The organism is Lysinibacillus sp. UGB7 (genome assembly GCF_049058285.1).
Lineage (GTDB): Bacteria > Bacillota > Bacilli > Bacillales_A > Planococcaceae > Lysinibacillus > Lysinibacillus sphaericus_B.
Genome location: NZ_JBMGUV010000002.1, coordinates 73,080 through 99,020, shown reverse-complemented (window position 1 = coordinate 99,020; position 25,941 = coordinate 73,080). Strand labels below are relative to the sequence as shown.

28 protein-coding genes and 1 riboswitch are annotated in these 25,941 nt (G+C 36.7%); of the genes, 14 read left to right on the top strand and 14 right to left on the bottom strand.

Annotation, left to right across the window (positions count from 1 at the left end; translation table 11 throughout):
* Positions 1-2: 2 nt before the first annotated feature.
* From ACOMCU_RS02825 to ACOMCU_RS02815, 3 genes are read right to left on the bottom strand one after another with little or no spacing between them, the layout of a single operon-like run.
* On the bottom strand, positions 3-1,088 hold the full coding sequence (locus ACOMCU_RS02825) for an FAD-dependent monooxygenase (protein ID WP_421049405.1): 1,086 nt from the start codon (positions 1,086-1,088) through the stop codon (positions 3-5).
* Entirely contained in the window at positions 1,085-2,194 is a 1,110-nt protein-coding gene (gene ribD, locus ACOMCU_RS02820) for a bifunctional diaminohydroxyphosphoribosylaminopyrimidine deaminase/5-amino-6-(5-phosphoribosylamino)uracil reductase RibD (protein WP_421049404.1), read from the bottom strand. Before ribD ends, ACOMCU_RS02825 begins: the two co-directional genes overlap by 4 nt.
* Before the next feature lie 15 nt (positions 2,195-2,209).
* On the bottom strand, positions 2,210-2,941 hold the full coding sequence (locus ACOMCU_RS02815) for a GTP cyclohydrolase II (protein WP_010858693.1): 732 nt from the start codon (positions 2,939-2,941) through the stop codon (positions 2,210-2,212).
* A gap of 272 nt (positions 2,942-3,213) precedes the next feature.
* Here ACOMCU_RS02815 and ACOMCU_RS02810 point away from each other — a divergent pair, with 272 nt between their 5' ends.
* From ACOMCU_RS02810 to ACOMCU_RS02795, 4 genes are all read left to right on the top strand, one after another.
* Complete coding sequence (locus ACOMCU_RS02810; RefSeq protein WP_010858692.1) at positions 3,214-3,849, top strand: TrkA C-terminal domain-containing protein; 636 nt, start codon at positions 3,214-3,216, stop codon at positions 3,847-3,849.
* A 331-nt stretch (positions 3,850-4,180) separates the two neighbouring features.
* Positions 4,181-5,380 carry a quaternary amine ABC transporter ATP-binding protein gene (locus ACOMCU_RS02805; RefSeq protein ID WP_010858691.1) on the top strand — a complete coding sequence of 400 codons (1,200 nt, stop codon included), beginning with the start codon at positions 4,181-4,183 and terminating at the stop codon, positions 5,378-5,380.
* On the top strand, positions 5,373-6,227 hold the full coding sequence (locus ACOMCU_RS02800) for an ABC transporter permease (protein ID WP_010858690.1): 855 nt from the start codon (positions 5,373-5,375) through the stop codon (positions 6,225-6,227). The genes ACOMCU_RS02805 and ACOMCU_RS02800 overlap by 8 nt, the downstream gene beginning before the upstream one ends.
* Positions 6,228-6,363: 136 nt before the next feature.
* Positions 6,364-7,236 carry a glycine betaine ABC transporter substrate-binding protein gene (locus tag ACOMCU_RS02795; RefSeq protein WP_010858689.1) on the top strand — a complete coding sequence of 291 codons (873 nt, stop codon included), beginning with the start codon at positions 6,364-6,366 and terminating at the stop codon, positions 7,234-7,236.
* Positions 7,237-7,301: 65 nt separating this feature from the next.
* Here the strand turns inward: ACOMCU_RS02795 and ACOMCU_RS02790 are convergent, their stop codons facing one another.
* From ACOMCU_RS02790 to ACOMCU_RS02780, 3 genes are all read right to left on the bottom strand, one after another.
* Positions 7,302-7,616: a DMT family transporter gene (locus ACOMCU_RS02790; protein ID WP_010858688.1), complete on the bottom strand. Its 315-nt coding sequence runs from the start codon at positions 7,614-7,616 to the stop codon at positions 7,302-7,304.
* Positions 7,616-7,957, bottom strand: a complete 342-nt coding sequence (locus ACOMCU_RS02785) for a DMT family transporter (RefSeq protein WP_010858687.1) — start codon at positions 7,955-7,957, stop codon at positions 7,616-7,618. Before ACOMCU_RS02785 ends, ACOMCU_RS02790 begins: the two co-directional genes overlap by 1 nt.
* A 274-nt stretch (positions 7,958-8,231) precedes the next feature.
* Positions 8,232-8,329: riboswitch (guanidine-I (ykkC/yxkD leader) on the bottom strand.
* A 31-nt stretch (positions 8,330-8,360) separates the two neighbouring features.
* Positions 8,361-9,500, bottom strand: a complete 1,140-nt coding sequence (locus ACOMCU_RS02780; RefSeq protein ID WP_421049403.1) for a PstS family phosphate ABC transporter substrate-binding protein — start codon at positions 9,498-9,500, stop codon at positions 8,361-8,363.
* Positions 9,501-9,635: 135 nt separating this feature from the next.
* On the opposite strand from ACOMCU_RS02780, the gene ACOMCU_RS02775 reads away from it, so the two are divergent.
* Complete coding sequence (locus ACOMCU_RS02775) at positions 9,636-10,112, top strand: YbaK/EbsC family protein (RefSeq protein ID WP_421049402.1); 477 nt, start codon at positions 9,636-9,638, stop codon at positions 10,110-10,112.
* 172 nt (positions 10,113-10,284) lie between these two features.
* Positions 10,285-10,404 (top strand): 4Fe-4S binding protein, encoded by a 120-nt coding sequence (locus ACOMCU_RS02770; protein WP_080647716.1) that lies wholly within the window; start codon positions 10,285-10,287, stop codon positions 10,402-10,404.
* A gap of 56 nt (positions 10,405-10,460) precedes the next feature.
* Here the strand turns inward: ACOMCU_RS02770 and ACOMCU_RS02765 are convergent, their stop codons facing one another.
* The 5 genes from ACOMCU_RS02765 to ACOMCU_RS02745 form a co-directional block, all read right to left on the bottom strand.
* Positions 10,461-11,411, bottom strand: coding sequence for a rhodanese-related sulfurtransferase (locus ACOMCU_RS02765; protein ID WP_421049401.1), 951 nt, complete (start codon positions 11,409-11,411; stop codon positions 10,461-10,463).
* A gap of 129 nt (positions 11,412-11,540) precedes the next feature.
* Positions 11,541-11,777 (bottom strand): indolepyruvate ferredoxin oxidoreductase subunit alpha, encoded by a 237-nt coding sequence (locus tag ACOMCU_RS02760; protein ID WP_010858682.1) that lies wholly within the window; start codon positions 11,775-11,777, stop codon positions 11,541-11,543.
* A complete protein-coding gene (locus ACOMCU_RS02755) occupies positions 11,777-12,298 on the bottom strand; it encodes a YwhD family protein (protein ID WP_421049400.1) in 522 nt (173 codons plus the stop codon). The genes ACOMCU_RS02760 and ACOMCU_RS02755 overlap by 1 nt, the downstream gene beginning before the upstream one ends.
* 529 nt (positions 12,299-12,827) lie before the next feature.
* Positions 12,828-13,871, bottom strand: coding sequence for a DUF418 domain-containing protein (locus tag ACOMCU_RS02750; protein WP_421049399.1), 1,044 nt, complete (start codon positions 13,869-13,871; stop codon positions 12,828-12,830).
* 177 nt (positions 13,872-14,048) lie between these two features.
* Complete coding sequence (locus ACOMCU_RS02745; protein ID WP_421049398.1) at positions 14,049-14,816, bottom strand: sulfite exporter TauE/SafE family protein; 768 nt, start codon at positions 14,814-14,816, stop codon at positions 14,049-14,051.
* Positions 14,817-14,913: 97 nt separating this feature from the next.
* On the opposite strand from ACOMCU_RS02745, the gene ACOMCU_RS02740 reads away from it, so the two are divergent.
* Positions 14,914-15,795 (top strand): LysR substrate-binding domain-containing protein, encoded by an 882-nt coding sequence (locus ACOMCU_RS02740; RefSeq protein ID WP_421049397.1) that lies wholly within the window; start codon positions 14,914-14,916, stop codon positions 15,793-15,795.
* A gap of 106 nt (positions 15,796-15,901) precedes the next feature.
* Here ACOMCU_RS02740 and ACOMCU_RS02735 read toward each other — a convergent pair whose 3' ends face one another.
* Positions 15,902-16,261 carry a winged helix-turn-helix transcriptional regulator gene (locus tag ACOMCU_RS02735; RefSeq protein WP_010858676.1) on the bottom strand — a complete coding sequence of 120 codons (360 nt, stop codon included), beginning with the start codon at positions 16,259-16,261 and terminating at the stop codon, positions 15,902-15,904.
* 159 nt (positions 16,262-16,420) lie between these two features.
* Between ACOMCU_RS02735 and ACOMCU_RS02730 the strand changes: the two genes are divergently transcribed.
* The 3 genes from ACOMCU_RS02730 (at position 16,421) to ACOMCU_RS02720 (ending at position 18,487) form a co-directional block, all read left to right on the top strand.
* Positions 16,421-16,957 (top strand): NAD(P)H-dependent oxidoreductase, encoded by a 537-nt coding sequence (locus tag ACOMCU_RS02730; protein WP_421049396.1) that lies wholly within the window; start codon positions 16,421-16,423, stop codon positions 16,955-16,957.
* A gap of 579 nt (positions 16,958-17,536) precedes the next feature.
* On the top strand, positions 17,537-17,803 hold the full coding sequence (locus tag ACOMCU_RS02725) for a Parvovirus coat protein VP1-like protein (protein WP_329600434.1): 267 nt from the start codon (positions 17,537-17,539) through the stop codon (positions 17,801-17,803).
* Between the two features lie 153 nt (positions 17,804-17,956).
* Positions 17,957-18,487, top strand: coding sequence for a GNAT family N-acetyltransferase (locus tag ACOMCU_RS02720; protein WP_010858674.1), 531 nt, complete (start codon positions 17,957-17,959; stop codon positions 18,485-18,487).
* A gap of 102 nt (positions 18,488-18,589) precedes the next feature.
* On the opposite strand, the gene ACOMCU_RS02715 is transcribed toward ACOMCU_RS02720, so the two are convergent.
* Complete coding sequence (locus ACOMCU_RS02715; RefSeq protein WP_421049395.1) at positions 18,590-19,453, bottom strand: AraC family transcriptional regulator; 864 nt, start codon at positions 19,451-19,453, stop codon at positions 18,590-18,592.
* Between the two features lie 616 nt (positions 19,454-20,069).
* Here ACOMCU_RS02715 and ACOMCU_RS02710 point away from each other — a divergent pair.
* The gene (locus ACOMCU_RS02710) at positions 20,070-20,636 is read left to right on the top strand and encodes a GNAT family N-acetyltransferase (protein ID WP_010858672.1); all 567 of its coding nucleotides are present in this window, start codon (positions 20,070-20,072) and stop codon (positions 20,634-20,636) included.
* 516 nt (positions 20,637-21,152) lie between these two features.
* Positions 21,153-22,313 carry a DUF418 domain-containing protein gene (locus ACOMCU_RS02705; protein WP_421049394.1) on the top strand — a complete coding sequence of 387 codons (1,161 nt, stop codon included), beginning with the start codon at positions 21,153-21,155 and terminating at the stop codon, positions 22,311-22,313.
* Between the two features lie 212 nt (positions 22,314-22,525).
* Here ACOMCU_RS02705 and glnA read toward each other — a convergent pair whose 3' ends face one another.
* Positions 22,526-23,860, bottom strand: a complete 1,335-nt coding sequence (glnA, locus tag ACOMCU_RS02700; protein ID WP_421049393.1) for a type I glutamate--ammonia ligase — start codon at positions 23,858-23,860, stop codon at positions 22,526-22,528.
* A 510-nt stretch (positions 23,861-24,370) separates the two neighbouring features.
* On the opposite strand from glnA, the gene ACOMCU_RS02695 reads away from it, so the two are divergent.
* Together ACOMCU_RS02695 and ACOMCU_RS02690 are read left to right on the top strand one after the other, a co-directional pair.
* Positions 24,371-25,501, top strand: a complete 1,131-nt coding sequence (locus tag ACOMCU_RS02695) for a SpoIIE family protein phosphatase (protein WP_421049392.1) — start codon at positions 24,371-24,373, stop codon at positions 25,499-25,501.
* A gap of 6 nt (positions 25,502-25,507) precedes the next feature.
* Positions 25,508-25,927, top strand: coding sequence for an ATP-binding protein (locus ACOMCU_RS02690; protein ID WP_421049391.1), 420 nt, complete (start codon positions 25,508-25,510; stop codon positions 25,925-25,927).
* Positions 25,928-25,941 lie beyond the last annotated feature (14 nt).

Here is a 25,941-nt window from a genome sequence, read left to right as displayed (position 1 = left end):
TTTCAAGAGGCCCAATCTACAAAGTTCGATGCAAAAGTTTGTTCTTTTTCAATTTGTGTGGCCAGTACTTTCGCAATGGCTTGCTCTCGCATTTGTTGAAAATCTTGTACGTTAAATTGTGCAATCGTCGCTTTTGTTAGCATCGATGCAAGACAATCCGCATCCTTTAGCGCACTATTTAAACCAAATGCTCCAGTAGGTGTCATCGTGTGGACTGCATCACCTAATAACACAAGTCCGTCTGTTCCCCAGCAGTCACAATGACTACTAAACACATCAAGCAGGACAAAATCATGCCACGATTGAATATGATGCGTCACTGTTTCGGCCAACATAGGAAATGCTTCAGTAAGCTGATTGATAAACGGCGTAAATGCTTGTTTTCTGAGCTGTGGAAAACTACCTTGCTCAATGTTCCAACCAATTTGAATAAAGCCTCCTGTCTGCGTGAAAAGTGACAATTGTTTATCTCCTATTAACGTCATTTTAATGGAGGGCTCCCATCCTTGTGGTGCAGGAATTTTTGCCCAGAGCAAATCAAAGCCGTGTTTGTGCTTCTGCGTGTCAATGTGAGCTTGCTTGCGAATTATAGAATAACGCCCATCAGCTCCAATGATAAGCTGACTCACGATTTCAATTGCTTCTCCATCCCTCGTGGCAACAACACCTATAAAACGCCCCGATTGATCAGAAAGAAGCTTTGTCACTTTCGTCTTTAACATGCAAGTGAAGTGTGGAAATTGTTGTGTTTCTTGCAGTATCCCCTTTAGTAAATGTGATTGTGGCACATGAATGCCTAAATGACCAACAGCTGCATCCGGAAAAATCGTTTTAAATGCGCTGCCTTTTGCACAATACTCTACCTTTTTCATACGTAATATACCAAGAGCTTCGACAGCTTTAAAAAGATGATGACTTGTTAAAACTGCCTCGCCCTCTTCGTTTAAATGCTCGCCGCGAAATGCCTGCCCAAGAGCTGCGTTTTGTTCTAGCAGTATGACAGAAAGACCCTTTTTCGCTAGTAAATGCGAAAGCAGTGCACCACTTGGTCCAGCCCCTACGATACAAACATCCGCTTGATAATTCACTTTTCCTCACCTTTCTTCGGGTAAGCAATAATACGTAAATCTTGGCCTACTTTGTCAAATGAATCAAATTCCACATCCCTTGCCTCATCCATAGATGTCGGGCTATGACCTGCAATTGGCGTTAGTGATAGACCACCACCTAAAACCTTTGGCGCAACGTAAATGACATATTTGTTGATGGCACCACTTTGTAAAAACGAGGCGTTCACAGCACTACCACCCTCGACTAAAATATCTGTAATACCAAGTAAGTAGAGCTTTTCAAGCATTTCGTCAATAACAAGACCTTCCTGCTCATGACGTACTGGTATGACGGTTACACCTTTATCTTCTAATGTAGTAATTTTTTCTTGCGCCACATCATCGCTACATATTACAATCGTTTTTGCTTCTGCTACATTTAGTACATTGGCCTGCGATGGTATTCGAAGCGTACTATCCATAATAATGCGTACCGGATTTTTGCCGTAACCTTTTTTTAGTCTCGTTGTTAAGGTAGGATTATCAGCTATAACTGTGCCAACACCCACTAAGATTCCATCTACCTCATGACGTATATGATGAACGTCCTCGCGCGCAGCTTCACCTGTTACCCATTTAGAATGGCCAGTATGTGCAGCAATTTTCCCATCTAAAGTCATCGCATATTTTGAAAGGACAAACGGGCGTTTTGTCAGCATATTGTGAATGAAACGTTCGTTTAAACGACGCGATTGGTCTTCTAGTACGCCAACTTCTACTTCAATACCTGCCTCACGTAGTAATTTTATGCCGCGACCTGCTACAGATGGATTTGGATCTTGCATCGCTACTACCACACGACTCACTGCTGATTCTTTCACTAAGTTCGCACACGGAGGCGTTTTACCGTAATGTGAACATGGCTCAAGCGTTACAAAAAGTGTAGCTCCTTTTGCGTGTTCACCGGCCATACGAAAAGCATGCACTTCCGCATGTGGCTCACCCGCTTTTCGATGTAAACCAGTTCCCACAATGACGCCATCTTTTACAATAACAGCCCCTACAAGTGGATTCGGATTTGTATTGCCTCTCGCACTCGCTGCTAAATCCAGTGCTAATTGCATATATTTTTCATCTGCCATCATCTTCGCAACCCCCATTTACTTCGTTTCACGCATATGGCCTGATTTTTCTATTTTAGTATTTAAATAAAAGCTATTCGTCTCCGTTAAACCACCCCATAATGGGACATGTCCTTCTGCAGCTAAACCGTGTGACTGTAATGCTGCCAGCTTCTTCGGATTATTTGTAATAAGTGTTACAGGCTTCGAACGAAGTGCAGCTAATACCGAAATAGCCTCTTCATAAGAACGTGTATCATCTGCGAAGCCAAGTGCATGATTTGCTTCAACAGTATCTAATCCTTCCTCTTGTAATAAATAAGCAAGAGATTTTGAGAATAACCCGATACCACGCCCTTCATGATCTGCTAAATAGAAAATAGCGCCGCAACCATGCTGTGCAATCATTTTCATTGATTCATGTAATTGATAACCACAATCACAGCGTTGACTGCCAAAGATATCACCTGTATGGCAAATACTGTGCATTCGGATTAAAGCATCATCTGCATTCGCAAAATCGCCAAAAACAAGAACTGAGGATTGCTGTAAAAATGCTAAATTTGCAGATGCTAGACCATCAATTATTTCTTCTTTTGATAGATTCGCCTCAACTGTTAACCAGTTATACCATTGAAATGTTGCGGAAAATCCACCTTGTTTAATTGGTAATTTTACCGGACCAACTAGACAAATATTTTCTGATTCTGAATGCTTTATGATTGTCATTTTGTCTTTCACTATATCCATAACTTTTGTAGTAATTGTCATTTTTTCTCCAACTTTCTATTGTAAACAGCTAACCAAATTGGCTAACTGAGCGCTTGTATTTACATTACTTACATAACGTAACTTAGTTTATAATAATAACTGAAAACTGTCAAATTAACAGCTTCTATTTCTATGAAAAAAATAGCTATGAACCGTAAACTGTTAGATGACGTTACAATCATATACTAATAGCTTATGGAGATGCTATTTTTTCTGTGCAGGCTAGTCTATAATAAGCTGAGGTTAGTTGTTATGACGAAAGGAAGTTTAGAATGAACTTAGAAAAAAATGTTCAGGTAAAGCAGCCAAAATACCAGCAAATTGCGGTGGATCTTGCCTCAAAAATTGTAGAAAAAAAATATCAAATAGGCGATAAAATATATGCAAGATCTTCGCTTGCAAGCCAGTATAATGTATCGGCTGAAACTGCAAGGAGAGCGATTGCGGTGTTGCAAGATTTGGAAATCGTCGAAGCTTCCAAAGGCAGTGGTGTCTTCATTAAATCATATGAAAAAGCAGCGCGATTTGTACGGCAATTTCATGATGTCCAATCCGTTCACGAGCTACAAAATGAGCTGTTAACGAGTATTCATAAGCAACAAAATGAACTGTTGAATTTACAGGAAAAAACAAAACAACTCATTAGTCGAACTGAACATTTCCGCTCTGTCAATCCTTTTATCCCTTATCAAATTGAAATGACAGCAGAAAGTCCTTGTATTCACCAAACGCTGCAAGAATTGAATTTTTGGCAAAACACATCTGGCACAATTGTCGGTATTCGGCGTGGTAATGAATTATTACTATCACCTGGACCGTATCTTTCATTTGAAGATGGAGATATTATTTACTTTATCGGTAATGACGAAAGTTTAGCTCGTGTGCAGAGCTTTTTATATCCAAATTAAAACCCGCTTAAGCGCTGATATAACAGCGTTTAAGCGGGTTTTTTCTTATTTGTTGATTTGACAAAAGTAACAACCTTTTGTTAACGTTAAGTTGTTACTTGTTCATTTTTGGATGTCATTATCCTCAAATAGTATATATTTAAACTTCCTACAGGGAGTGTATTTCTCTTATCTCATGATGTATAGGCAAGAGCGGCAGAATGAAAGTCACGTATACATGTGGTGTCGTTTTATCATACTTATAAGCAGAAGATAACTACCCACTTTACTTCTTAAGGTGAGTGTCTTACTGCTTGTTATTGTGAGATAAATTTACGAAAGGAGTGGTTCTATGGAAAAAATAAAAATAGAACATGTTTCTAAGGTTTTTGGAAAACATATTCCTCAAGCGTTAGAACTCGTTAAGCAACAGAAGAGCAAGACAGACATTTTAAAAGAAACAGGTGCAACCGTGGGTGTTTATGATGCTAGTTTCACCGTAAATGAAGGTGAAATTTTTGTCATTATGGGTTTATCAGGCAGTGGTAAATCAACACTTATACGACTACTAAATCGTCTTATCGAACCGACAAGCGGAAATATTTTTATCGATGGAGAAAACATTTCTAAAATGGGAAAAGATGCTTTACGAACCGTTCGGCGTAATAAAATGAGCATGGTTTTCCAAAACTTCGGTTTATTTCCTCACCGTACACTACTACAAAATACCGAATACGGTCTTGAAATTAGAGGCATCTCAAAAGAAGAACGTAAAACAAAAGCGGAACAAGCTCTTGCAAACGCCGGCTTACTTGCCTATAAAGACCAGTATCCAAATCAATTATCTGGGGGAATGCAACAGCGTGTTGGTTTAGCCCGCGCACTTGCAAATGATCCTGAAATATTACTAATGGATGAGGCATTTTCTGCTCTGGATCCTCTTATTCGAAAAGAAATGCAAGATGAGCTACTTGATCTTCAACAATCATTGAAAAAGACAATCTTGTTTATCACCCATGACTTGAATGAGGCACTTCGAATTGGTGACCGCATCGCCATTATGAAGGACGGCTCCATTATTCAAATTGGTACGGGTGAAGAAATTCTAACGAATCCGGCAAATGACTATGTCCGAACATTCGTAGAAGATGTCGATCGCTCTAAAGTATTAACTGCTGAAAATGCTATGGTTCGACCTGTATATGTCAATGTCGACCTAGATGGACCTACAGTTGCGCTTAAACGAATGCGCGAAGAGACTGTTAGTATCTTAATGGCAGTAGATAAAAATCGTAAGTTGAAGGGCTTTATTACTGCAGACGATGCACTAGCTGCTGCTAAAAGACATGAACAAACTGTGCATTCCATTGTTCAGTCAGAAATTTTAACAGTACCCCCTGACATGCTTTTACAGGATATATTAGGAATGATTTATAATTCCCCTACTCCAATTGCAGTTGTGAAAGATGAACGCTTACTCGGTGTTCTCATCCGAGGCGTAGTCATTGAAGCACTTTCTTCGTTCAATGAGGAGGCCGAAGTACATGAATAATTTTTTAGACAATATACCAACATTACCGCTTGCCCCTTGGGTAGAATCAGCTATGGACTGGTTGACGAGTAATTTTTCTGTATTCTTTAGTGCGATTCAAAAAACCGGAAAACTACTCATGAGTCAGGTCACTGATTTATTAATTGGCATTCCTGCAATTATTCTAATATTACTTGTTGTCATTTTTGCATTTTTTGTAACGGGCAAAAAGTATGGGCTTGCTACATTTTCTTTAATAGGCTTGTTGTTTATTTATAATCAAGGCCTATGGACACATCTTATGGAAACCACTACACTCGTGCTGTTTTCAAGTATCATTTCAATCGTGATAGGTATTCCATTAGGTATCCTAATGTCCAAATCAAGTGTTGCTGAAAACATTATCAAACCGATTCTCGATTTCATGCAAACAATGCCAGGCTTCGTTTATTTAATCCCTGCCGTAGCATTTTTCGGCATTGGTATTGTACCTGGTGTATTTGCATCTGTTATTTTTGCCTTACCACCAACTGTACGTATGACCAATTTAGGGATTCGACAAGTACCGAAAGAATTAGCTGAAGCTGCTGATTCCTACGGTAGTACGTCTAGTCAAAAGCTATTCAAAGTGGAAATTCCCCTTGCCAAATCAACCATTATGGCAGGCATTAACCAAACTGTTATGCTATCACTTTCGATGGTCGTTATTGCCTCAATGATTGGTGCACCTGGCCTAGGACGTGAAGTATTAACAGCACTGCAACGCACACAGGTTGGGAATGGTTTCGTTGCAGGTCTAGGACTCGTGATTTTCGCGATTATAATCGATCGCTTAACTCAAAGCTTCAATAAAAAGAAAGAATTGTAAGAACGTTCGCGCCTGCATCATCGGCTTGTTTGGGAAGCAGTGGTAAAGATTAAGAACTTTGGCCAAAGGAGATCCAAACGCAATCTGTATATGTTTGGCCGAATGTGAAAATAATGAAAGAAGAAAGGAAGATTCGATGAAACTGAAAACTTTATCTAAATTAGGAATGGCATTAGGACTTGGCTTAATGCTCGCTGCATGTAGTGGGGATGATTCTAGTAAGGACAAGGATTCCAAAGAAGTAAATTTAGCTTACGTTGAATGGGATACAGAAATCGCTTCTACGCATGTCGTTGGTCAGGTTCTTCAGGACTTAGGCTATGATGTTACGTTAACACCACTTGATAACGCTATTATGTGGGAAGCTGTTTCAAAAGGTGAAGCAGACGGCTTGGTTGCTGCTTGGCTACCACATACACATGGTTCTCAATATGAAAAATATAAAGACAATCTAGATGAGCTTGGAGAAAACCTTGCAGGTGCTAAAATCGGTCTAGTGGTACCAAGTTATATGAATGTCAACTCGATTGAAGACTTAAAAAATGAAGCAGACCACACGATTACAGGTATTGAACCAGGTGCTGGAATTACTGCTGCAACTGAAAAAGCGTTAGAGGAATATGATAACCTAGCAGATTGGAATCTATTAACGTCTTCCTCTGGTGCCATGACAACAGCCCTTTCTAAAGCGATAAATAATAAAGAAGAAATTATCGTAACAGGCTGGTCACCACACTGGAAATTTGCCTCATATGACCTGAAATATTTAGAAGATCCAAAAGGTGTCTTTGGCGGAGAAGAAACGATTAACACATTCGTACGTAAAGGTTTGAAAGAAGATAAACCAGATGTCTATAAAGTTCTGGATAACTTCCACTGGACATCAGAAGATTTAGAAAGTATCATGCTAGAAATTATGGATGGCAAAGATCCAAAAGATGCGGCTAAAGACTGGGTTAAAGACAATGCAGACAAAGTTGCTGAATGGACGAAGGATATTGAAAAATAAACAGTAAAAATAGCACTGTCGTTATAAGCTAACGGCAGTGCTATTTTAATGCGATTGTGCACTATTTAAGATATCAATTTTAAAGAGATTGCGGCACCTAAAACTAGAACAATACAGACAACCCGACGCCAATCTTTCGATTCATTGAAAAATAGCATCCCCAACAGTGCGCCACCAGCAGCTCCAATTCCAGTCCATATTGCGTATGCTGTACCCATCTGTAAAGTTTCCATCGCATAAGCTAGCCCAGCAAAGCTAAGCGTGAACGCAACAATCAGTAGCGTTAAATTTTTCATACTCTTGCTGTCATTATACTTACTAATCATATAAACACCCATCATTTCACAAAGCCCTGCGACAACTAATGCAATCCATGCCATTATGCCTTCACCTCTTTATCTTTTGGTTCACCCGTTAATAGCTTTAAGCCTACGACTCCAGCTAGTAAAACGACGATACATAAGATTTTGGCCAACTTCCATGGTTCCCCAAATAGCAAGCTATCTGCACACACCGTCCCAGCTGTTCCCAAACCCACGAACACCGCGTATACCGTCCCAACTGGTAAAGTTTCGCCCGCCTTTATTAATAAATAAAAGCTAATAAAAATAGCAATAGCAGTACCCAGCCATTCCCACACACTTCCAGCATGCTTTAGGCCAATTACCCAACCGACTTCAAAAACTGCTGCTACAATAACACTGAACCATTGTTTGTTCATTTCGTATCTCTCCATTCGTTTGTAATTACAGTTGGCATTGCGTAATAAATATTCGTACCTAGGCCGCGGTGACCTTTAGCCGAGCAGTTTTACCTTGTACCCGAGTGGTAACGCCTGATACCTGCGCTGCACTCCCTTGTACCCGAGCGTTAAACCCCACTACCCAACGCATTTAATAAGTAACCAGAACACAAAACTTTCACCCCTAGCGTTGGCAACATAGCCACATTTTAGCCAAACAAAAAAAGCCCACGGAAACACTGTTAAAAACAGTATCTCCCAGGCTTTTATCCTTCCGTGTCACAAAAAAAATTTTGTGGTTTTCTCTCGGACCAGGCTAGCATATGCTACGGAACCCTAGAAAACTTTCATATCTGATTGTCATTTTAGTATAGCAAATAACTTAGAAATTTTCCACTGGAACGTAGCCAACTTTGTCGACTAATGTCTGCCCTTCTTCAGAAACAATCCAATCGACAAATCTCGTTACATTTGGATTATCCATTCCCACTGTCACAGCATAAAATTCCGAAGTTAATGGGTATGTACCATTGCGAATATTTTCCTTTGTGGGAGCAACACCATCAATGGACAGCAATTTTATTTCCTTATTCCCCACCATGTTGGTCGAATAATACCTGAACGTGTAGCCGATTGCGTTTTTATAATTGCGATATTTCGAGACTTCATGAATAATATCTCCCATCCCTGACGCCACATCCTCTACAGGAGCCTCCATAATGGGTGTATCCACCATTATCTTTTCAAGTGTCGTTTGACTGCCACTATCCGCAGGACGTTGGAATGCGCGAATAGCAATATTATCTCCTCCGACCTCTCGCCAATTTGTAATTTCACCGGCATAAATTCGTTTTACTTGCTCAAGCGTTAGATTATCGACATTATTCTTATGATGCACAAAAAAGACAAATGCCTCGCGTCCAATGGGTACCATATCCAATGTAAGTCCCCTCATCTCTGCTCTTTTTTGCTGTGACTCTGATGGAGCTGCTGCAAAAATCAAGTCAACATCCCCTTCAATTAAATGATGATAGGCCACAGGTGTACGATTTACCATTACTTCACTTTCATAAGGCGGGTAACTTTTTTTCGGATAAGTCGCTTCCACAAAAGCAGCATACAATGGATACATTGCAGTAGCCCCATCTATGCGAGGCACAGGCTCCTCTAATTGTAATGAACCCTGAGACTTCACAACTTTATTTTGCGATACAAAGGGTTCATAGGCAAACACATCGATTTCGGCATCAACTGTTGGAATTTTCATTTTATAATGATATTGAATCGGAGCAATTGAAGCAATGACAAGCGCCACTCCAATTATTCCAGCAAACCATGCCTTACGCTTCTTTGTCGTAAACCATTCAAATATCAGACAAGTAAACAGTAAAAACAGGCTAATTGGTACAACAAGGAGAAGTCCCTTATAATGCATCAAACCATTTAATAATGTGATAAAAGCGACAATTCCTGCGAAAAATAATAAACAGATGAAGACAAATAAGGTTTGCATAATTTTCATGTGCTTTCCTCCTTCATACAAAGGTGTAAATTTACACTCTTCATCTTTACGATAGTTGATTTCACATAGAAAAGCAACTCCATTTTCTGAAGATTATGTTAAAATGTATATAGTACTGTAAGGAGGTATGTACATATGGCAATTGAAAAAGTACGTGAACATTTCGCTCAATGGGATTTACAACATAAAATACAAGAGCTTAGCGAAAGCTCAGCAACTGTTGAAATGGCAGCACAAGCACTCGGATGCGAGCCTGAGCGAATTGCAAAAACGTTATCGTTTGTTGTCAACGACGGAGCAATTCTAATCGTTGCCGCAGGCGATGCTAAAATCGACAACACGAAATACAAGGCACTCTTTGGAACAAAAGCGAAGATGCTGGCAAAAGAAGAGGTCAATGAACGCATAGGACATGATATTGGCGGCGTTTGTCCATTCGGCATAAAAGCAGGCGTCGCAGTTTATTTAGATGAATCGCTCAAACGTTTTACCACAGTATTTCCTGCTTGTGGTAGCAGTAACTCCGCTATCGAGCTGACAATTAACGAATTAGAACAATATACACCCTATAAGGAATGGATCGACGTCTGTAAAGATTGGAACGATGAATGAAAAAGAACAACAAGCCTATAGCGACTTGTTGTTTTCTGTACATTAGAAAAAAGGCCACTCGCTTTCCGCTGAGGAAACAGTTAACTTCCTGCTTCGCAACGCTGTGCGGCGGCGTCTAACTGGCTACGATCTGCTACAGAACCTTTTTTCTAGAATTTGAAGGGGTCTCAGTATAATAGAACAATTATGCTTTGAATGTGGTGCGTGCGTAGTAGTTTGCCCGGTAGAGGCAATTTATCATGAAGATGAAGATAAACAGGCTAAATTATTAACAGAAAATCACTTTCGTTAGTAAGAACAGCAATTGTATAACTGCTCTTATAAAAACTACGCTTTTTTCCGTTTAGGTTAACGCATTGATTTCTCCAATATAGCAATTCGTTCAGCAGCCACTTCATTTGAAATGCCGTGAATTTTTATATAGCGATTGCGTAAATGCTTTGTGCATTCTATTGTACAGCCACCTAAATGTTTTGCTTCATTCTCTTGTGAACTCAAAATCTGTTTATTACATTCAGGATTAGCACAATTAATGTAACGTTCACAAGATGTGCCGTCAAAATGGTCCTTACCAACAATAGTTGGGCTTACTTGATTTATCGGAACAACTAGGCGTTCATCAAATACGTAACATTGCCCATTCCAAAGCTGGCCTTTTGCAACTGGATCTTTACCATACGTTACAATGCCGCCATGTAGTTGACCTACATCTTCATAACCTTCACTTATTAGCCAACCAGAAAATTTTTCGCAACGTACACCACCTGTACAGTACGTTAAAATACGTTTCCCTTCTAATAATTCCTTATTGTCTTTAATCCATGTGGGTAATTCACGAAACGTTTCAATCTCTGGGCGAATCGCACCTTCAAAATGACCAACATCAAATTCATATGTGTTTCGAGCATCAATAACAATTGTGTCATCTTGTTGCATTTGCTCATAAAAATCAGCGGGTGCAACATAACGACCTGTCATTTCGAGCGGGTCAATATCATTCTCTAAATTTAAATTCACTAGCTCAGGTTTTGGACGCACATGCATTTTTTTGAAGGCATGACCATCTACCTCATCAATTTTAAAAACTATGCCTTTAAATAATGGATTATTTTCCATCCATTCTATATAAGCATTTGTTTCTTCAATTGTTCCAGATACTGTACCGTTGATGCCTTCAGAAGCCACTAAAATACGACCTTTTAAGTTCATATTTTTACATAATTGTAAATGCTCCTCAGCGAAGTCCTCTGGTGATTGAATGGTTGTATAATGGTAATACAATAAAACTCGATAATTCATTTCATTTTCCACCTATCATTTATATTTGCAGGATATACCTGATAGCTACTATCCTCAATAACTCAGTATGTTAAAAATACTATAGAAACTAGCATAAATAGTTAATCGCAACAATAACCAGATCGCATTTTAGTTTCGATAATGATTAAGTGCTAGTAAGGTTGCTGAATGATACTCAGCGGGTAAATCGTCCTCGTGAAAAATTGCCTCTACCGGACAAACCACTTCACAAGCACCACAGTCAATACATAAATCAGGGTTAATGACATATTGTGTATCTGTTAAATCAATGCAATTTACGGGACAGGCATCTAAACAGATGGCTGCTTTTTCATCTTTACATAATTCTGTAATAACAAAAGCCATTATAAATCCCCCAATATAGAAAGTTGTTGTTTTATTTCCTCAGGTGATTGTTGCCAGTACTGCTCGTTAAAGCCAGCTAAAAACTGATAAAGTAATCTTTTCGACTTTGCATCGAGATGATTCAAAATAAATTTACCTTTAAGTGCCTTATCTAAATAATTCACTTGCTCTGGCAACGATTTGTAGCCCAGTTTAATGCGACGTTCTTCTTTTGACACGCGCACTTCACTGGCAGTACATCCCGCATAATAAGGGCCATTTTCAGCAATTTGAATAGCGACCCAAACAATCCAATATCGATGATAATTGTCGCTAGCATGGGTTAAATCAGGGGAAAAACGAACTTTTTTTTCGATAATACTGCGCCCATGTAAGGCTTCTAAGTCAATATACACGCATTCGTTTTCACAATCTATAATAAGCGGCGTCACATTATTCAAATCAAGGGTGCCTACTCCGTAACCACCGTCTCCATCACTTGAATCATTGCTTAAAATAGTAAAATGTAATTTTTCCTTCATGTAAAATCACCTCCACGGTTGAAGTTGAGGAAACATATCTTGAAAATCAATAAATACAGGATTTCATGAATTTTAAATACATCAATAGCCTTCAGCTAAAATCAGTCAATAGTCTGACAAAAGGACATAGCTTGTTCATTGCTAAAATCTCATCAAAAAACAGCATCGTACTCACGCTGTACAAGATGCTGCATACAGAATATGATGGATTACTTTTTCGCATATACACCCAACACATTACGTATAGCATTTACAAATTAATGTAATTAAACGTATTAGTAGTAGTTATTAAGCTATACGTAATGGTTGTCTAGGATTGCTCCCTATACTTTTTTAACTAAAAAGTATAAATAAAATATACATTTTATAGTCATTCCCTGTCATCCGACTTAGGTCTGAACTATTATGTAATTATGGTGCGACTACGCTTTCATGGGATTAAGGCGGTGCAACACTCGAGTAAACGGATGTCATAAAATTTAAAATCCCTAACAGCCTGATTACACAAACTGTTAGGGATTTGGAATACTTATTTTGTCGTTATTGTTTTACCATACGTCATAAATCTCCATACCTTCTCTAATGGACCCATTTTAAAGAACTTAAACCAAATGACACTATAGATAATTTGAATTAAGAAAGTTAATATTGCAATGATTACGATGTTATTAGGTGAAACAACTTCAAGTCCCATCAATGATATGATTGCTACACCGATAAAACTCTGAGCCCAATAATTTGTAAATGCCATTTGGCCAACACGACCGATAGGCTGAAGAAGCTTTGCCATTTTCTTATTTTCTAACAATAAAAATAAACTAGTTAAATAAAAATAAGTTGTTGGTATTAGCCCTAACCCTAAAATTAAATGAAGATTTTGGTCATTCCCTTGTGCTGCAAACCAAATCCAAATGGAGAAACCAATGAATAATAGGCATGTAACGCGTTGTATCCATTTTATTTGTTTTGAAAATTCACTTACGTGGCTAACCCAACCTGCTTTTGCTACTAAAAAACCTGATAAAAACATAATAAAAATGGCAACTGTATCATTTCCAAATAGACCACTAACATTCAATAATACGCCTGTGTTCGGCATAAAAATCTGCATGAGTATAGCGATAACATGGACAGTAATAATGCTAAACAACCATTTACTTATCGTTGAAACTTTTGCGCCATAAAATGGTATAAGGAAAAAGCCTATCACTGCATATATTGCAAGAATTGACCCCCAAAAAACAAAAACGTGAACGATACCAATAAGTAATAGAGCGAATAAACGTCTTGCAAAACGTAATCGCGGTTTATCACCACGGTTTTCCGCACGAGAAGCGAAAATATAAAATCCCACTCCAAATAAAAATGAAAAAATGGAAAAGAATTTTTTCTCGACGAAGATATCGATTAATCTATCAATAATACCATTAAATCCACTATAATCAGGCATTGGTCCCCCTTCTATTATTACTTGATACGCAGCAATATTTATAAACAATATGCCAAATAACGCTAATCCTCTAATAATATCCAAGGAAACGATTCTTTCTTTTTGTGTAACGGATGGATTCATTGTTTAAAACTCCTTATCTTAAATACTTAATTTCTCTAGGATTATCTTAACTTTCCACCCTTACAGCTGTTTAATTTAAAGCTTACATAAACCTTAAGGATTTGAATTATTTGCATGTATTTTGATTTTTAGGAGAGTAAGTAGGTAAAGGTTTACACTACATTCTATAAAAAATTATTAGAATAACAAATCTGAAACTACTTGTACAATTAATAAGAAAAAGATAATAGGTAAAAGTGTTTGAATCCATTTACCTTTTATATAAGGTAAAATTTTTAATCCAATAAACGATCCAAGGATTGAACCAACAGTTACAGGTATAGCAATTTCCCAATTCATAATGCCTAGAAAGTAGTAAAAGGCAAATGCTCCTGAACAACTTGAAAATGAAATAATTCGTGTAAACTCAACTGCTTTTATATAGAGATAGTGCTTTTTCAAATAATACGTTATATTCATCAAAGCTGATCCTGGTCCAAAACCCCCATCATACATACTAATGAGAAATGGAATAGTTAAGGATGTCTGCTGTACTTCTGATTCTTTTTCATTAGCTGCTAGAAATTTATTGCTTTTAAGTACAATGAAAAAGGTAAAAATAAGGATGACACAAGCGGCAACATTCATTAATTGCTCTGATAAGCGAGTAGCCAAAAATGCGCCCATTACGCCTCCAAAACTGGAAATTATAATAAGTGGCATAACAGTTTGAATTGATATATTTCTTTTTAATATAAATGTTATAACATTTGATAAAGCAGATACACCTGTTGCGAATTTATTGACTGCAACAGTAGTGTGAATAGGAACTCCAACTAACAACATGGCAGGTAATAAAATAAATCCAGCTGCACCAAACATAACACCTATGATTGCGGCAATTACCCCAATAGTAAATAGTTGCAATCCATTTAATGAAATCCATTCACTTAATAAAACGCCCATAAAATCACCTCTACCTTAAAAATACTGATATAATGCATATAAAACAATTTAATATTTTTAGCTAATTCATAAATTTTTTTTATAAAAGAGGTGTTTAATGAACTTACATGCTTTACGAATTTTTACTAATGTAGCTAGACTAGGTAGTATTACGGCAGCTGCAAATGAACTACTCTTAAGTCAACCTGCTGTCACAATTCAAATACGTAATTTAGAAAAAGAATTAAATCTAAAATTAATCAAAAATAAAGGGCGTGGTATACAACTTACAACAGAAGGTCAATATATTTACGAACAAGGCCAACGCTTATTTTATTTAGAAGAACAGATGGCTGAGAAGATAAAAGTATTTATAACAAAAGAAGAAAAAATACAAATTGCCTCATCCTATATTCCGATTAATTATGTTTTGCCTCCGTATATTGCAGAATATAAATTGATGAAACCTAACGTAAATTTTTTTGTTTCATTAGGAAATGTGAAGTATGTAGAAGAAAAAATACTAAATTATCAAGCTGATTTTGGATTTTTGGTTCAAAGCAATCTAGGACACGAAGATTTAAACTTTGAAAAAATCTTAGAAATAGAGTTTTATTTTGTCGTGCATCCATTGCATAAACTGGCGAACCAAACTGTACCGCTGAATACCTTATCAAAAGAAGAAATAATTTATCGAGAACAAGGTAGTGCCACCTTAAATTTACTTGAAGCTATATTTTACACATATGATTGTCCTGTACCTAAAATGGGCTTACAAATGCAAGGCTTACATGAATCGATCAAGGTTGTAGAAGCTGGTTATGGCATAATGCTTGCCCCTTCTATTAGTGTGACAAGTAGCATTGAAAATCAAAAGTTGGCTCGGATTTATGTTGATGGAATAAATATTAAACAAAGCTTATTTATTTGTACGAGAAAAAATGAAACAATTGAACACCCTTTTATACAATATCTAAAAGAAAACTTAGATGTGAAGTGATAATACGTTTATTTAATTTTGATATAAAAATATAAGAGCCTTGCTACATGTTATTGTAGTTAGGCTCTTTAAAGTTGTTTAATTTCAAATGAAGTTAATACATGATTCAATCATTTTCCTCTAATGATAAATGTATTTCTTCCCCCTCTTCTATTCTTTTTTTGATATTAACTGCACCCCAATCACACATTAGATCAATAACGTGGGTTAGACTTTCACCATATTCTGTTAATGAATATTCAACTTTTGGAGGGCTTTGATTGTAAACTTTTCTATGTATAATATGATCTTTTTCTAGTTCCCGTAGCTGTTGAATGAGCATTTTTTGTGTGATTTTTGGAATCATTCTTTTTAATTCACTCGTTCTTTTTCTTTGATCCATCATTAGAATACACAGAATCACAATTTTCCATTTACCACCAATTATGTCCAGCGTTGCTTCTATCGAAAAATTGTATTTTTTCATTTTTTTAATCCTCCAAATCTAAGGCTTTCATAAATTGTTACTTAATAGTAACTAGGTTACTTTAAAGTGGGTACTAAACAACCGTAAAAGTATAGTATACCATCATAATTATTCGAAGCATTCCGCATGCTTTTTAAATTTGAAAGGAGTGTTTTATTCATGAAAACACTTGTCATTGTTAGCCATCCAAATTTATTAAATTCACGAATCAATAAAAGGTGGGTGGAAGAATTAAGTAAATACAATAAGGAAATTACAGTTCATGATATTTACAAAGAATATCCAGACGGGAATATAAATGTTGCAAGAGAACAAGAGTTAGTTGAAGAACATGACTCCATAATTTTTCAGTTCCCTTTACAATGGTTTAGCACGCCTCCTTTGTTAAAGAAATGGCTTGACGATGTACTATCCTATGGTTGGGCTTATGGTTCTACAGGAAAAGCTCTGGTTGAAAGAAAAATCGGCTTAGCTATATCAGCAGGAATAAGAAAGCGTGATTTCCACGAAGAAGGAAAATATAAATTTACATTAGAAGAAATAACAGTACCATTTAAAGCCACAGCACTATATACTGGAGCGACTTTTCTTCCCACTTTTGCTGTTTATGGAGCAGAGAATGAATTGTCTGATCAAGAAGTTGAACAAAGTGCGCCAGATTATGTTCGTCATATTTTTAATCAAGCAAAAGTGTAAAAAACAAGGCCATTTATCTTAGATGAATGTCATCAATAACTGTCACAACTACATTGGTTTATTTCGGATAATCATTCACAAAATCTAGCATCTACTCATTTAAGAACAACTCAGGATGATGTATGAATTTACATATAACAATCTTATCCAACGATTCCTGATTTCGATAGCTTACTAAACTACACGATTGAAGCTAAAAATTTGTTCAAAACTAGCTAGTAAATAAATTGTCATTACTCTAAGCCAAGAAAAATAAAGTTCAGTCAAAATTGGGCAACGGATATTTCCTTGGCAACTTATTGGGCCTGAGTTCGGTATTGTACTGGACTTAGGCGCTTTTTAATTGGACTTACAAATTCATTCCAAATATCAGATTGTTTTCATTCTGTTCGCTTTCTTTAGCAGAAAACCTTTTGCTAAATAGGGATTTTGTCACTACCAAAGGGCATAGACAAATTTTTACATGTAGTTTTGTCACATGCTGCAGTTTTTTAAGCTTTTACTAGTTTTTAATCCCTTTTCAAAAGCCGTAACTACATATTTTATAGTATCGAGAACATTTTAGAAAAGAGGGAAAAAATGATGAACAGACGTAGCAAACTAGGTTTTTGTTATCCTGGCTATAGATACTGCGGACCTGGATGTTCCGGGCCTGGCGAACCAACTAATCCAGTTGATGCATGCTGTAAGTTACATGATGAATGTTATTCACGACATGGTAGAACAAAGTATTGTGATGAATTATTTCAAAAATGTTTATTACCAAAAATCAACCCTCATCACCAAATGGGCCGAGACGCTCGGTTGTTCTACAATATTTTTGCATTACGCAATAAGTTCTTTTAATTTATTTAGGGTGAATCCTGTTTAAGGAAATGTTTATATTGTTTAAAGCTTTATTTTTTGTATAATAAATACAGACGAACTGGAAGGGACTGAATTATGCGCAGATAGCAATATTTTTCATCCAACTCAATAAAAAATTTGGAGGTAAAAGTATTGATAGAACAACTAAGTACTAAAAGATTACTATTAAGAAAAATGGAAGCATCGGACGCACAGGCTTTATTTAAAATTTGGTCTGACCCAGACGTTACGAAATTCATGAATATTTCTAATTTTACACATGAGCAACAAGCAAAAGAGATGATTGAATTACTAAATGAATTAGCATTGGATCATAAAGCAATTCGCTTCACTATTATTGAAACCGCTTCGAATGAAATCATTGGTTCTTGTGGATTTAATTCCATTGACTTTGCAAACGCTAGAGCAGAAATTGGCTATGATATTGCTAAAGCCTATTGGGGGAAAGGCTATGCGCCTGAGGGAATTATGGCATTGATTAATTATGCTTTCACGACTTTAGCATTAAATAGAATTGAAGCGAAAGTAGAGCCAGGAAATGTGAATTCTATAAAAGTTTTAGAAAAGCTCCGTTTCACATTTGAAGGCACTCTCCGACAGTACGAAAAGTCTGACGAGATTTTTCAGGACATCAATAGCTATTCCTTATTAAGAAGTGATTGATTCAGTCATTTTAGATAGTTGCGGTACGTTTAATATATAATAACAGGCTCATCAAAAGTCATTTCACTTTTTGATGAGCCTTAGCTTGTTTAAATACTTTTTTTATTTAATCGGAATCCAAATTTCTGAATATAAATCTGGACTTGATGGATCTTCATCGGTATACACTTCGAGCTCTGCCGAACCTGTAGGCTCATAAGGATTAGATGGGAACCATTCAGAGTAAATTTGCTTCCATGTATTTTGCATAGCAGTTGGCATTGGGCCATGTACTTCAAAAACTACCCATTTTGATGCTGGTACTTCCATTGTTAACAGATCTTCTGGTACATCCCCCGTATGATCAGTCGCAATCCAATAATCCATTAAGCTGTTTTCCTTATAGTTCTTATCTGGTACACAAACACCGAGCACCCCTTTTATTTCCCCATTGTTCAATTTAAATAATGCATCGTCCATACCTTTGTTGTTCATTTCGTCCCAGAACAGCGGAATACCTTGCGTATTCTCCCCATTTTGGCAATTATACGTTCTTTTCACCCCAACAACTTGAAACTTTTCTTTTTCTACAATTTTGTACTTCATTGGTTCTGCTCCCTTCAAGCTCACCTGAATGATCAGGCGGTTGTATGATTGTAATGATCCTTGCTGTTTTCTTGCTTCGCTAGGTGTTACGTTATGTTGCTTGCGAAACGCTTTTGTAAAAGCCTCAGGAGAGTCATAGCCATATTTGTAGGCGAGATCGATAATTTTGTGTTCTGTATTCAGTAACTCTTGTGCAGCTAAAGTTAATCTTCTACGTCTAATATAATCTGCAATCGACATATCCGTTAAAATAGAAAATATCCGTTGAAAATGAAAGACTGAAGAATTTACCTCTTGTGCGATTTGCTCCATTGTTAAATCATTTAATAAATTTTCTTCCATATAATTAATTGCTTTTTTAATCGACTCTATCCAACTCAATGCCCTCACTCCTTGTTTATAGATTAAAGTATCTAGATTTTATTATCCTGTCATTTTATGCTAACTTTGGACTGGTAAAATTGAAAGAAGTTTCTACTGTTGATCTTGATAAAAATAAAGGTATTTAAGTTAAAACGTTCTCATCTTTCCACTTGGCCGTCTTACTGACCGTTAATGCGGGATAAATTATTAAAGATATTGCAAGGTACTGCTGAAGAAGAAAAGAAATGAGTCGTACCATCTGGTGGTAAAGAAGATCATGTGAATTTTAAGGATTACTGAATTCATGAGATATTTGAAGAAACAGGAGAAGAAGCTACCATTAAAAGAGAGGATTTACAAAAAGAAACTGATGTAGTGAATGTTCGTGGCCTGAAAATCAAAAGAAGAACTAGCCGAGTTAACGTTTTCATTCCCTAAAGATAGAGAATTTTTATTATCAGTATTTAAATAATGAAACAAGCAATGGTATTTGATAAATATTAACTAATCAAAAATTTTCTAAAAATGCTAGTTTTGTTTAATATCCTGTGATAACCTATATTTTACAACAATTACCACATTGAATATTATTAGTGAAAATTCAATGTCAGGTACTAACAAAAGGAGATTTAAAATGTTCTTAAACTTACATATCGAAACTGAAAGGCTCGTGATTCGTCCATATGCCTTAACAGATGTAGACGCATTATATGCCGTCGTTTCTGAGCCAAACTTTTATCAATTCATTCCCGAGGATATCCCTAGTCGAGAAGAAGTACAACGAATAATTCAATGGTCCATTAATTGTAATCAAAAAAACACGCCAACTCACATTCATAAACTTAATCTAGCCATTGTTGAAAAAGAAAGCCAAACCGTAATTGGCTTTTGCGGACTTGGCCCAGATGATGTCAAGCAAACAGAAGTCGAAATTTATTATGGTATTTCGGAGGCATATCGAGGGCGAGGTATTACTTCTGAAGCAACGTATGCTTTAATGGACTATGCTTTTAAAGTCATCGCTTTACCCCGAATAATTGCTGTCGTTCATTCAGAAAACTTGGCATCTATCTGTATCATTGAGAAGCTTGGGATGAGCTATGAATTTACATATAACAATCTCGATCCAACGTTGCATGATTTCGAAGGATTACTAAACTACACGATTGATGCCGAGACATTCCTTTCAAAGCACGGGTAAAGGTTGAATAGTAGTCATTTCGATAGGTTTAGTTCTAGTTGGCTGTCGTCTTTTTGATACTTACCCTTGTTCGTTCTTACCTATCCCATTATGTACCAGTTACGTTTGCAAATGCCTCACCCCTTTTAAACGAAATAGAAAAAGAGACTCCAACAAAACAGGGTTTTTCCCTATCTGTCGTTGCCTCCGGTATTTTCCGTAAAGGTTTATTATTCACCTGTTTGAAAATCTTGTCCGTTCATTAGTACACTGCAACGCCATGTAGGAAAACAAAATCTTATTTATTTTTTTCAGGATCATTTTTAATAAAATAAAAGAATTTAAGCACAACTAGTTCTTACGGATTAAATAATTTCGTAAAATAATCATCTGCAATTGCACGTTCATCTTCCAATACTAATATTGCATTCTGCCTCTCGTCACTCACTTTTAATTATTATAAGATATTCGTTATTTTTCTGTAAGATTTACAAGTTATAGTACGTTTAATTTTACCAACAGAGGAGATAAAAGCAAATGATGACAAAGAGAGTTTCTTTTATTGATGGTATGCGAGGATTTAGTTTACTTGGGATTTCGCTTGCAAATTTACTTATTTTTCAGTTTGGGATGTACGGTAAGGATGAGCTAAAAAATTTATCAACACTTGATTCAGGGGCCCTGTACTTTGTAAAAGTCTTCATTGAAGGCTCTTCTATGCCCATTTTCTCCATTTTATTTGGCTATTCTCTTATAAAATTAATAGAGTCTATCCGTAAGAAGAAAAATAGGAGTCGATGGTCAATTGTACGTCGTGCAATCGGGCTAATTGCAATCGGTTGGCTCCACTCAAGGTATTTTTGGGAAGGTGATATTTTATCGTATTATGGCATTATAATCTTTTTCTTAATTCCTTTTATTAACCGTAAAGCAAAGACATTATTTATTTGGAGCGGGATATTTTTTGTGTTTTCCACTATAAATTTACTTTTCATTCCTGTGGTGGAGCTATCGAAGAAAGAGCAGCTAAAAATGGATACTTATATTGAAGAGTCCAATGCTGTTTACGCAGATGGGAGTTACTTGGACGTTTATTATTATCGTTTAAATGACATGCCTCCTGGATTCGATGATCCTGTTGATGTAGGTATAATCCAAATATTAGCACCGTTAATGTTTATTTCTCTATTTTTACTCGGCATGGGGCTTGCGAAAAAACGCGCCTTCGAAAATATGGAAATAGAACGAAGATGGTATGCGCTTGGAGCATTGTTTGTTCCACTAGGTCTTATCTGTAAAAGTGTCAGTTTTATAGACAGCATTTTTTCTGGCATGTTACTAATTGGTGGCTCTCTATTATTGTCAATTGGCTACATCTGCTTAGCAGCCCTACTAATCAGTACTCGATTCGTACCATTCCTTTTACATGGCTTTGAAAGCGTTGGGAAACTATCGATGACGAATTATTTATTGCAAACCATTATTTGTACATTTGTATTTTACGGATACGGACTTGGTCTATATGGAAAAATAGGTGTATTTTCGGGCATTATATTCGGCATAACACTCTATAGCTTACAATGCGTGTTTAGCGTTTATTATCTAAAAAGATTTAACCGTGGACCATTTGAAAATGTACTTAGAATCTGGACGAATTGGTCCCTAGATGGGCAGATTAAACAAAAGGAGTCCGTTTAAATGAATAATGAAACAGTAAGAGAGCGCATGTTTGAGCAATTTTTTTCGCAACATGCTCTTTCAATTTGTTCATTTATCAAGTTATTAATATTGTTCTTATCAAACTGAAAATAAAAATAATTCTTGTGGACAATTTGTGGACAAGAAAATTAAGTCATATGGGCAAATAATAAAGAAGTGCGGAGCCCTGCAACCCCAACACTCCTTCCTCCCTAATACATCTTCATATATTCATCACGTTCCCAGTCGTGGACGCGTGTGCGGTATTTATTCCATTCAATTTCTTTTGCTGCTGTAAACTTCTCAAAAATATGGTCTCCCAATGCTTCATGTACGATTTGATCCATCTCTAGCTCAATTAGTGCATATTCCAGTGAGGACGGCAAGCTATCTATGCCATTCATTTCGCGATCCACACGAGTCATCTTGTAAATATTACGGTCCACTGCGTCCGGTGGTGTTAAGCCTTTCCGAATCCCATCGAGTCCAGAGGCTAAAATTACAGCCATCGCTAAGTACGGGTTTGCTGCTGGATCGACGGAACGTAGCTCAATACGTGTTGAGAGGCCACGTGCTGCGGGTATTCGAATAAGTGGTGAGCGGTTTTGAGCCGACCATGCCACATAGCAAGGTGCCTCATAGCCAGGCACTAAACGCTTATAGGAATTTACTAATGGATTGGTAACTGCTGTGAAGCCATGCACATGCTTCATAATTCCTGCCATAAAGCTGCGAGCTGTTTGGCTTAATTGCAAGTTTGCATTTGCATCGAAGAAAGCATTTTTATCCCCCTCAAAAAGTGAGAGGTTAAAGTGCATACCTGAACCGTTGACGCCGAATAATGGTTTTGGCATGAAAGTTGCGTGTAGACCATGCTGAGCTGCCACCGTTTTCACAACAAGTTTAAAAGTTTGAATGTTGTCACAAGCTTCGATGGCATTTGCGTATTTAAAATCAATTTCGTGCTGTCCAGGTGCAACCTCATGGTGGGATGCTTCAATTTCAAAGCCCATCCCCTCTAATTCTAGGACAATATCACGGCGGCAATTCTCGCCTAAATCGGTCGGTGCTAAATCGAAGTAACCTCCACTATCATTTAACTCAAGTGTTGGATGCCCTTTTTCGTCGAGCTTAAATAAGAAAAACTCTGGCTCCGGCCCTAGATTAAACGAGGTAAAACCTAATTCCTCCATCTCCTTTAGCACACGCTTAAGGTTAGAGCGCGGGTCCCCTTCAAATGGCGTTCCATCCGGTCTTGCAATGTCACAAATGAAGCGCGCCACCTTCCCTTTTTCAGCTGTCCAAGGAAAAATTACGAAAGTATCTAAATCTGGTCGTAAATACATATCTGATTCCTCGATACGCACAAAACCCTCGATTGAGGAGCCATCGAACATGACCTTATTGTCCAACGCCTTCTCTAATTGACTAACGGGTATTTCAACGTTTTTAATTGTTCCCAATATATCAGTAAATTGTAGGCGAATAAATTTCACATTCTCTTCTTTCACCAGGCGGACAATATCTTCTTTTGTATAATGTTTCATTCTTCACCACTCCGATTGTCATTTTTCCTTACATCATATTTATAACTTAATTATAAAATACACTAACCGTTGATTAAAAAGCAATAACTATGTCATGTTTTCTTACATAGTTTTTTTCGAATAGTATCATCTTTATTTTCGATATATAGATTATTGATATTTTAAAATTAAAACATACTTGCCAGGACTCTTACCTTCTACTTAAATATTGGTAATTTTCCCTTATTTTAAATCACAATCCGCAAGTAGATTATTATAAGAACTTATAAAGTCACGATATATAAGAAATAAGTAGCAGAATATGCAGTTCCCTTCTACTAAAACTAACACTAAAAATTCCATACTTTATATCACAATAGTCTTGTATAATATCTTATTTATTGGTAAATTTATAGCGAATTAGAATTTCGAAATTGCTCGTTCATTTATAGGATTACTAACAAAAAAAGCCGTATATTTTTCATGTGCAGCTAGTACTAACGATACATAAGGCGGTGACAGCAAAGAAGCATGTCAGTATTAATTATCGGAAACGTAAGTAATGATGTATTGCGAATGCAAAAGTATTTTCATCGTTTAGACATCAAAAATATTCATTGCTTTACAACAACAGAAGCGGCAACAAATTATTTATTAGACGAATTGAAAGAAGAACTCGATTTAATCATCTTGGATACAAAATTAACACTTAAAAATTGCGAGGAAATTTGTCAGCAAATTGAAGAATTACAGCGTTGGATTGATGCCCCCATTCTTCTCTCCACTACATATGAAAAAGCAATTACCATCGACAGGGTCTTCGAGGCAGGCATATTCGATTTCATTTTGAAGCCATTTGATTTCACCCATTTCAAGACAAGAATTCATGTTGCCTTAAAATATCGAGGAGAAGCTAAACTTCGCAAGCAGCAGGAAAGTAGTATACAGAAGGATTTATTTATCGCAAAAAAATTCCAAAAGAATGCACTGTCGCCATCGCTAAATCTCAAACAAATTCAAATAGATGGACTATACGTTACTTCTAATACATTAGGCGGTGACATGTATTATTGGTTTAACATCAACGACGATTTAACAGCTGTACTCCTCTATGATGCGATGGGACATGGAATCGCTGCCTCACTCGTCACTATGTCCATTAAATCGTTACTAAGAGGAATCATACCTACATTAATCGATCCTGTTGCAGTTATTCACGAACTCAACCATCAAATATATGAATTATTTTCAGATGAGGATATGGACCGTTTTTTAATGACGGCTATTTACATGCTAATTGATACAAAAAACGGCACTCTTCATTATGTCAACGCGGCTCACCCATCTGGTTTTTTATTTGGCAAGTACGGAGAGACTGTGTTCCTGCCAGCTAGTACGCCAATCTTAGGTCTTTTTCCGACTATTCAAGTCAACAAAAAAACGATCCCTTTATCTGGTTGGCATCGTATTATTCTTTATACGGATGGTTTACTTACACTCAACGAAGAGCAATTAGTAGATTTTGATTTTTTTCATTCCTATGCATCTCAAGACAATGCCTATGCCCTACTAAAATTTTCACAAAAATACGATTTATTTGAAAATGACTATAGCGATGATATAACAGTCGTTTCAGTAACGATAACATTACAAGGTAGGTGATTGAAGTTGGAATTCACGCTCAATGTAAAACCTAATATGCAGGCTATCCAATTTGTTGATCAAGTAATGGAAAATTATATGAATGTCTATAATCTTCCTTATCAAAAAGAATTACGATTTGTTGTGCATGAATTAGTGATTAATGCTGTCGAAGCCATGAATATGAACGACGCATATGCCCAAGAAAAAATTCAAGTACACGTTACCCAAACGAACGAAGAGATCAAGGTAACAGTCATGGATGAAGCAAAAGGAATCGCTGAGAATGATTGGGAAAAGGTCTTTCAATTTGATTTACACGATCTCACCTCTTCAGATCGGGGACGAGGTTTATTTTTTGTAAAAAATATGGTCGATGCTATTTGGTTTGAAAATGTAACAGAAACAAAATTTTTAGTTGGTATTTCAAAGAAAATTCATGCGTAATGTAAAATAGGAGG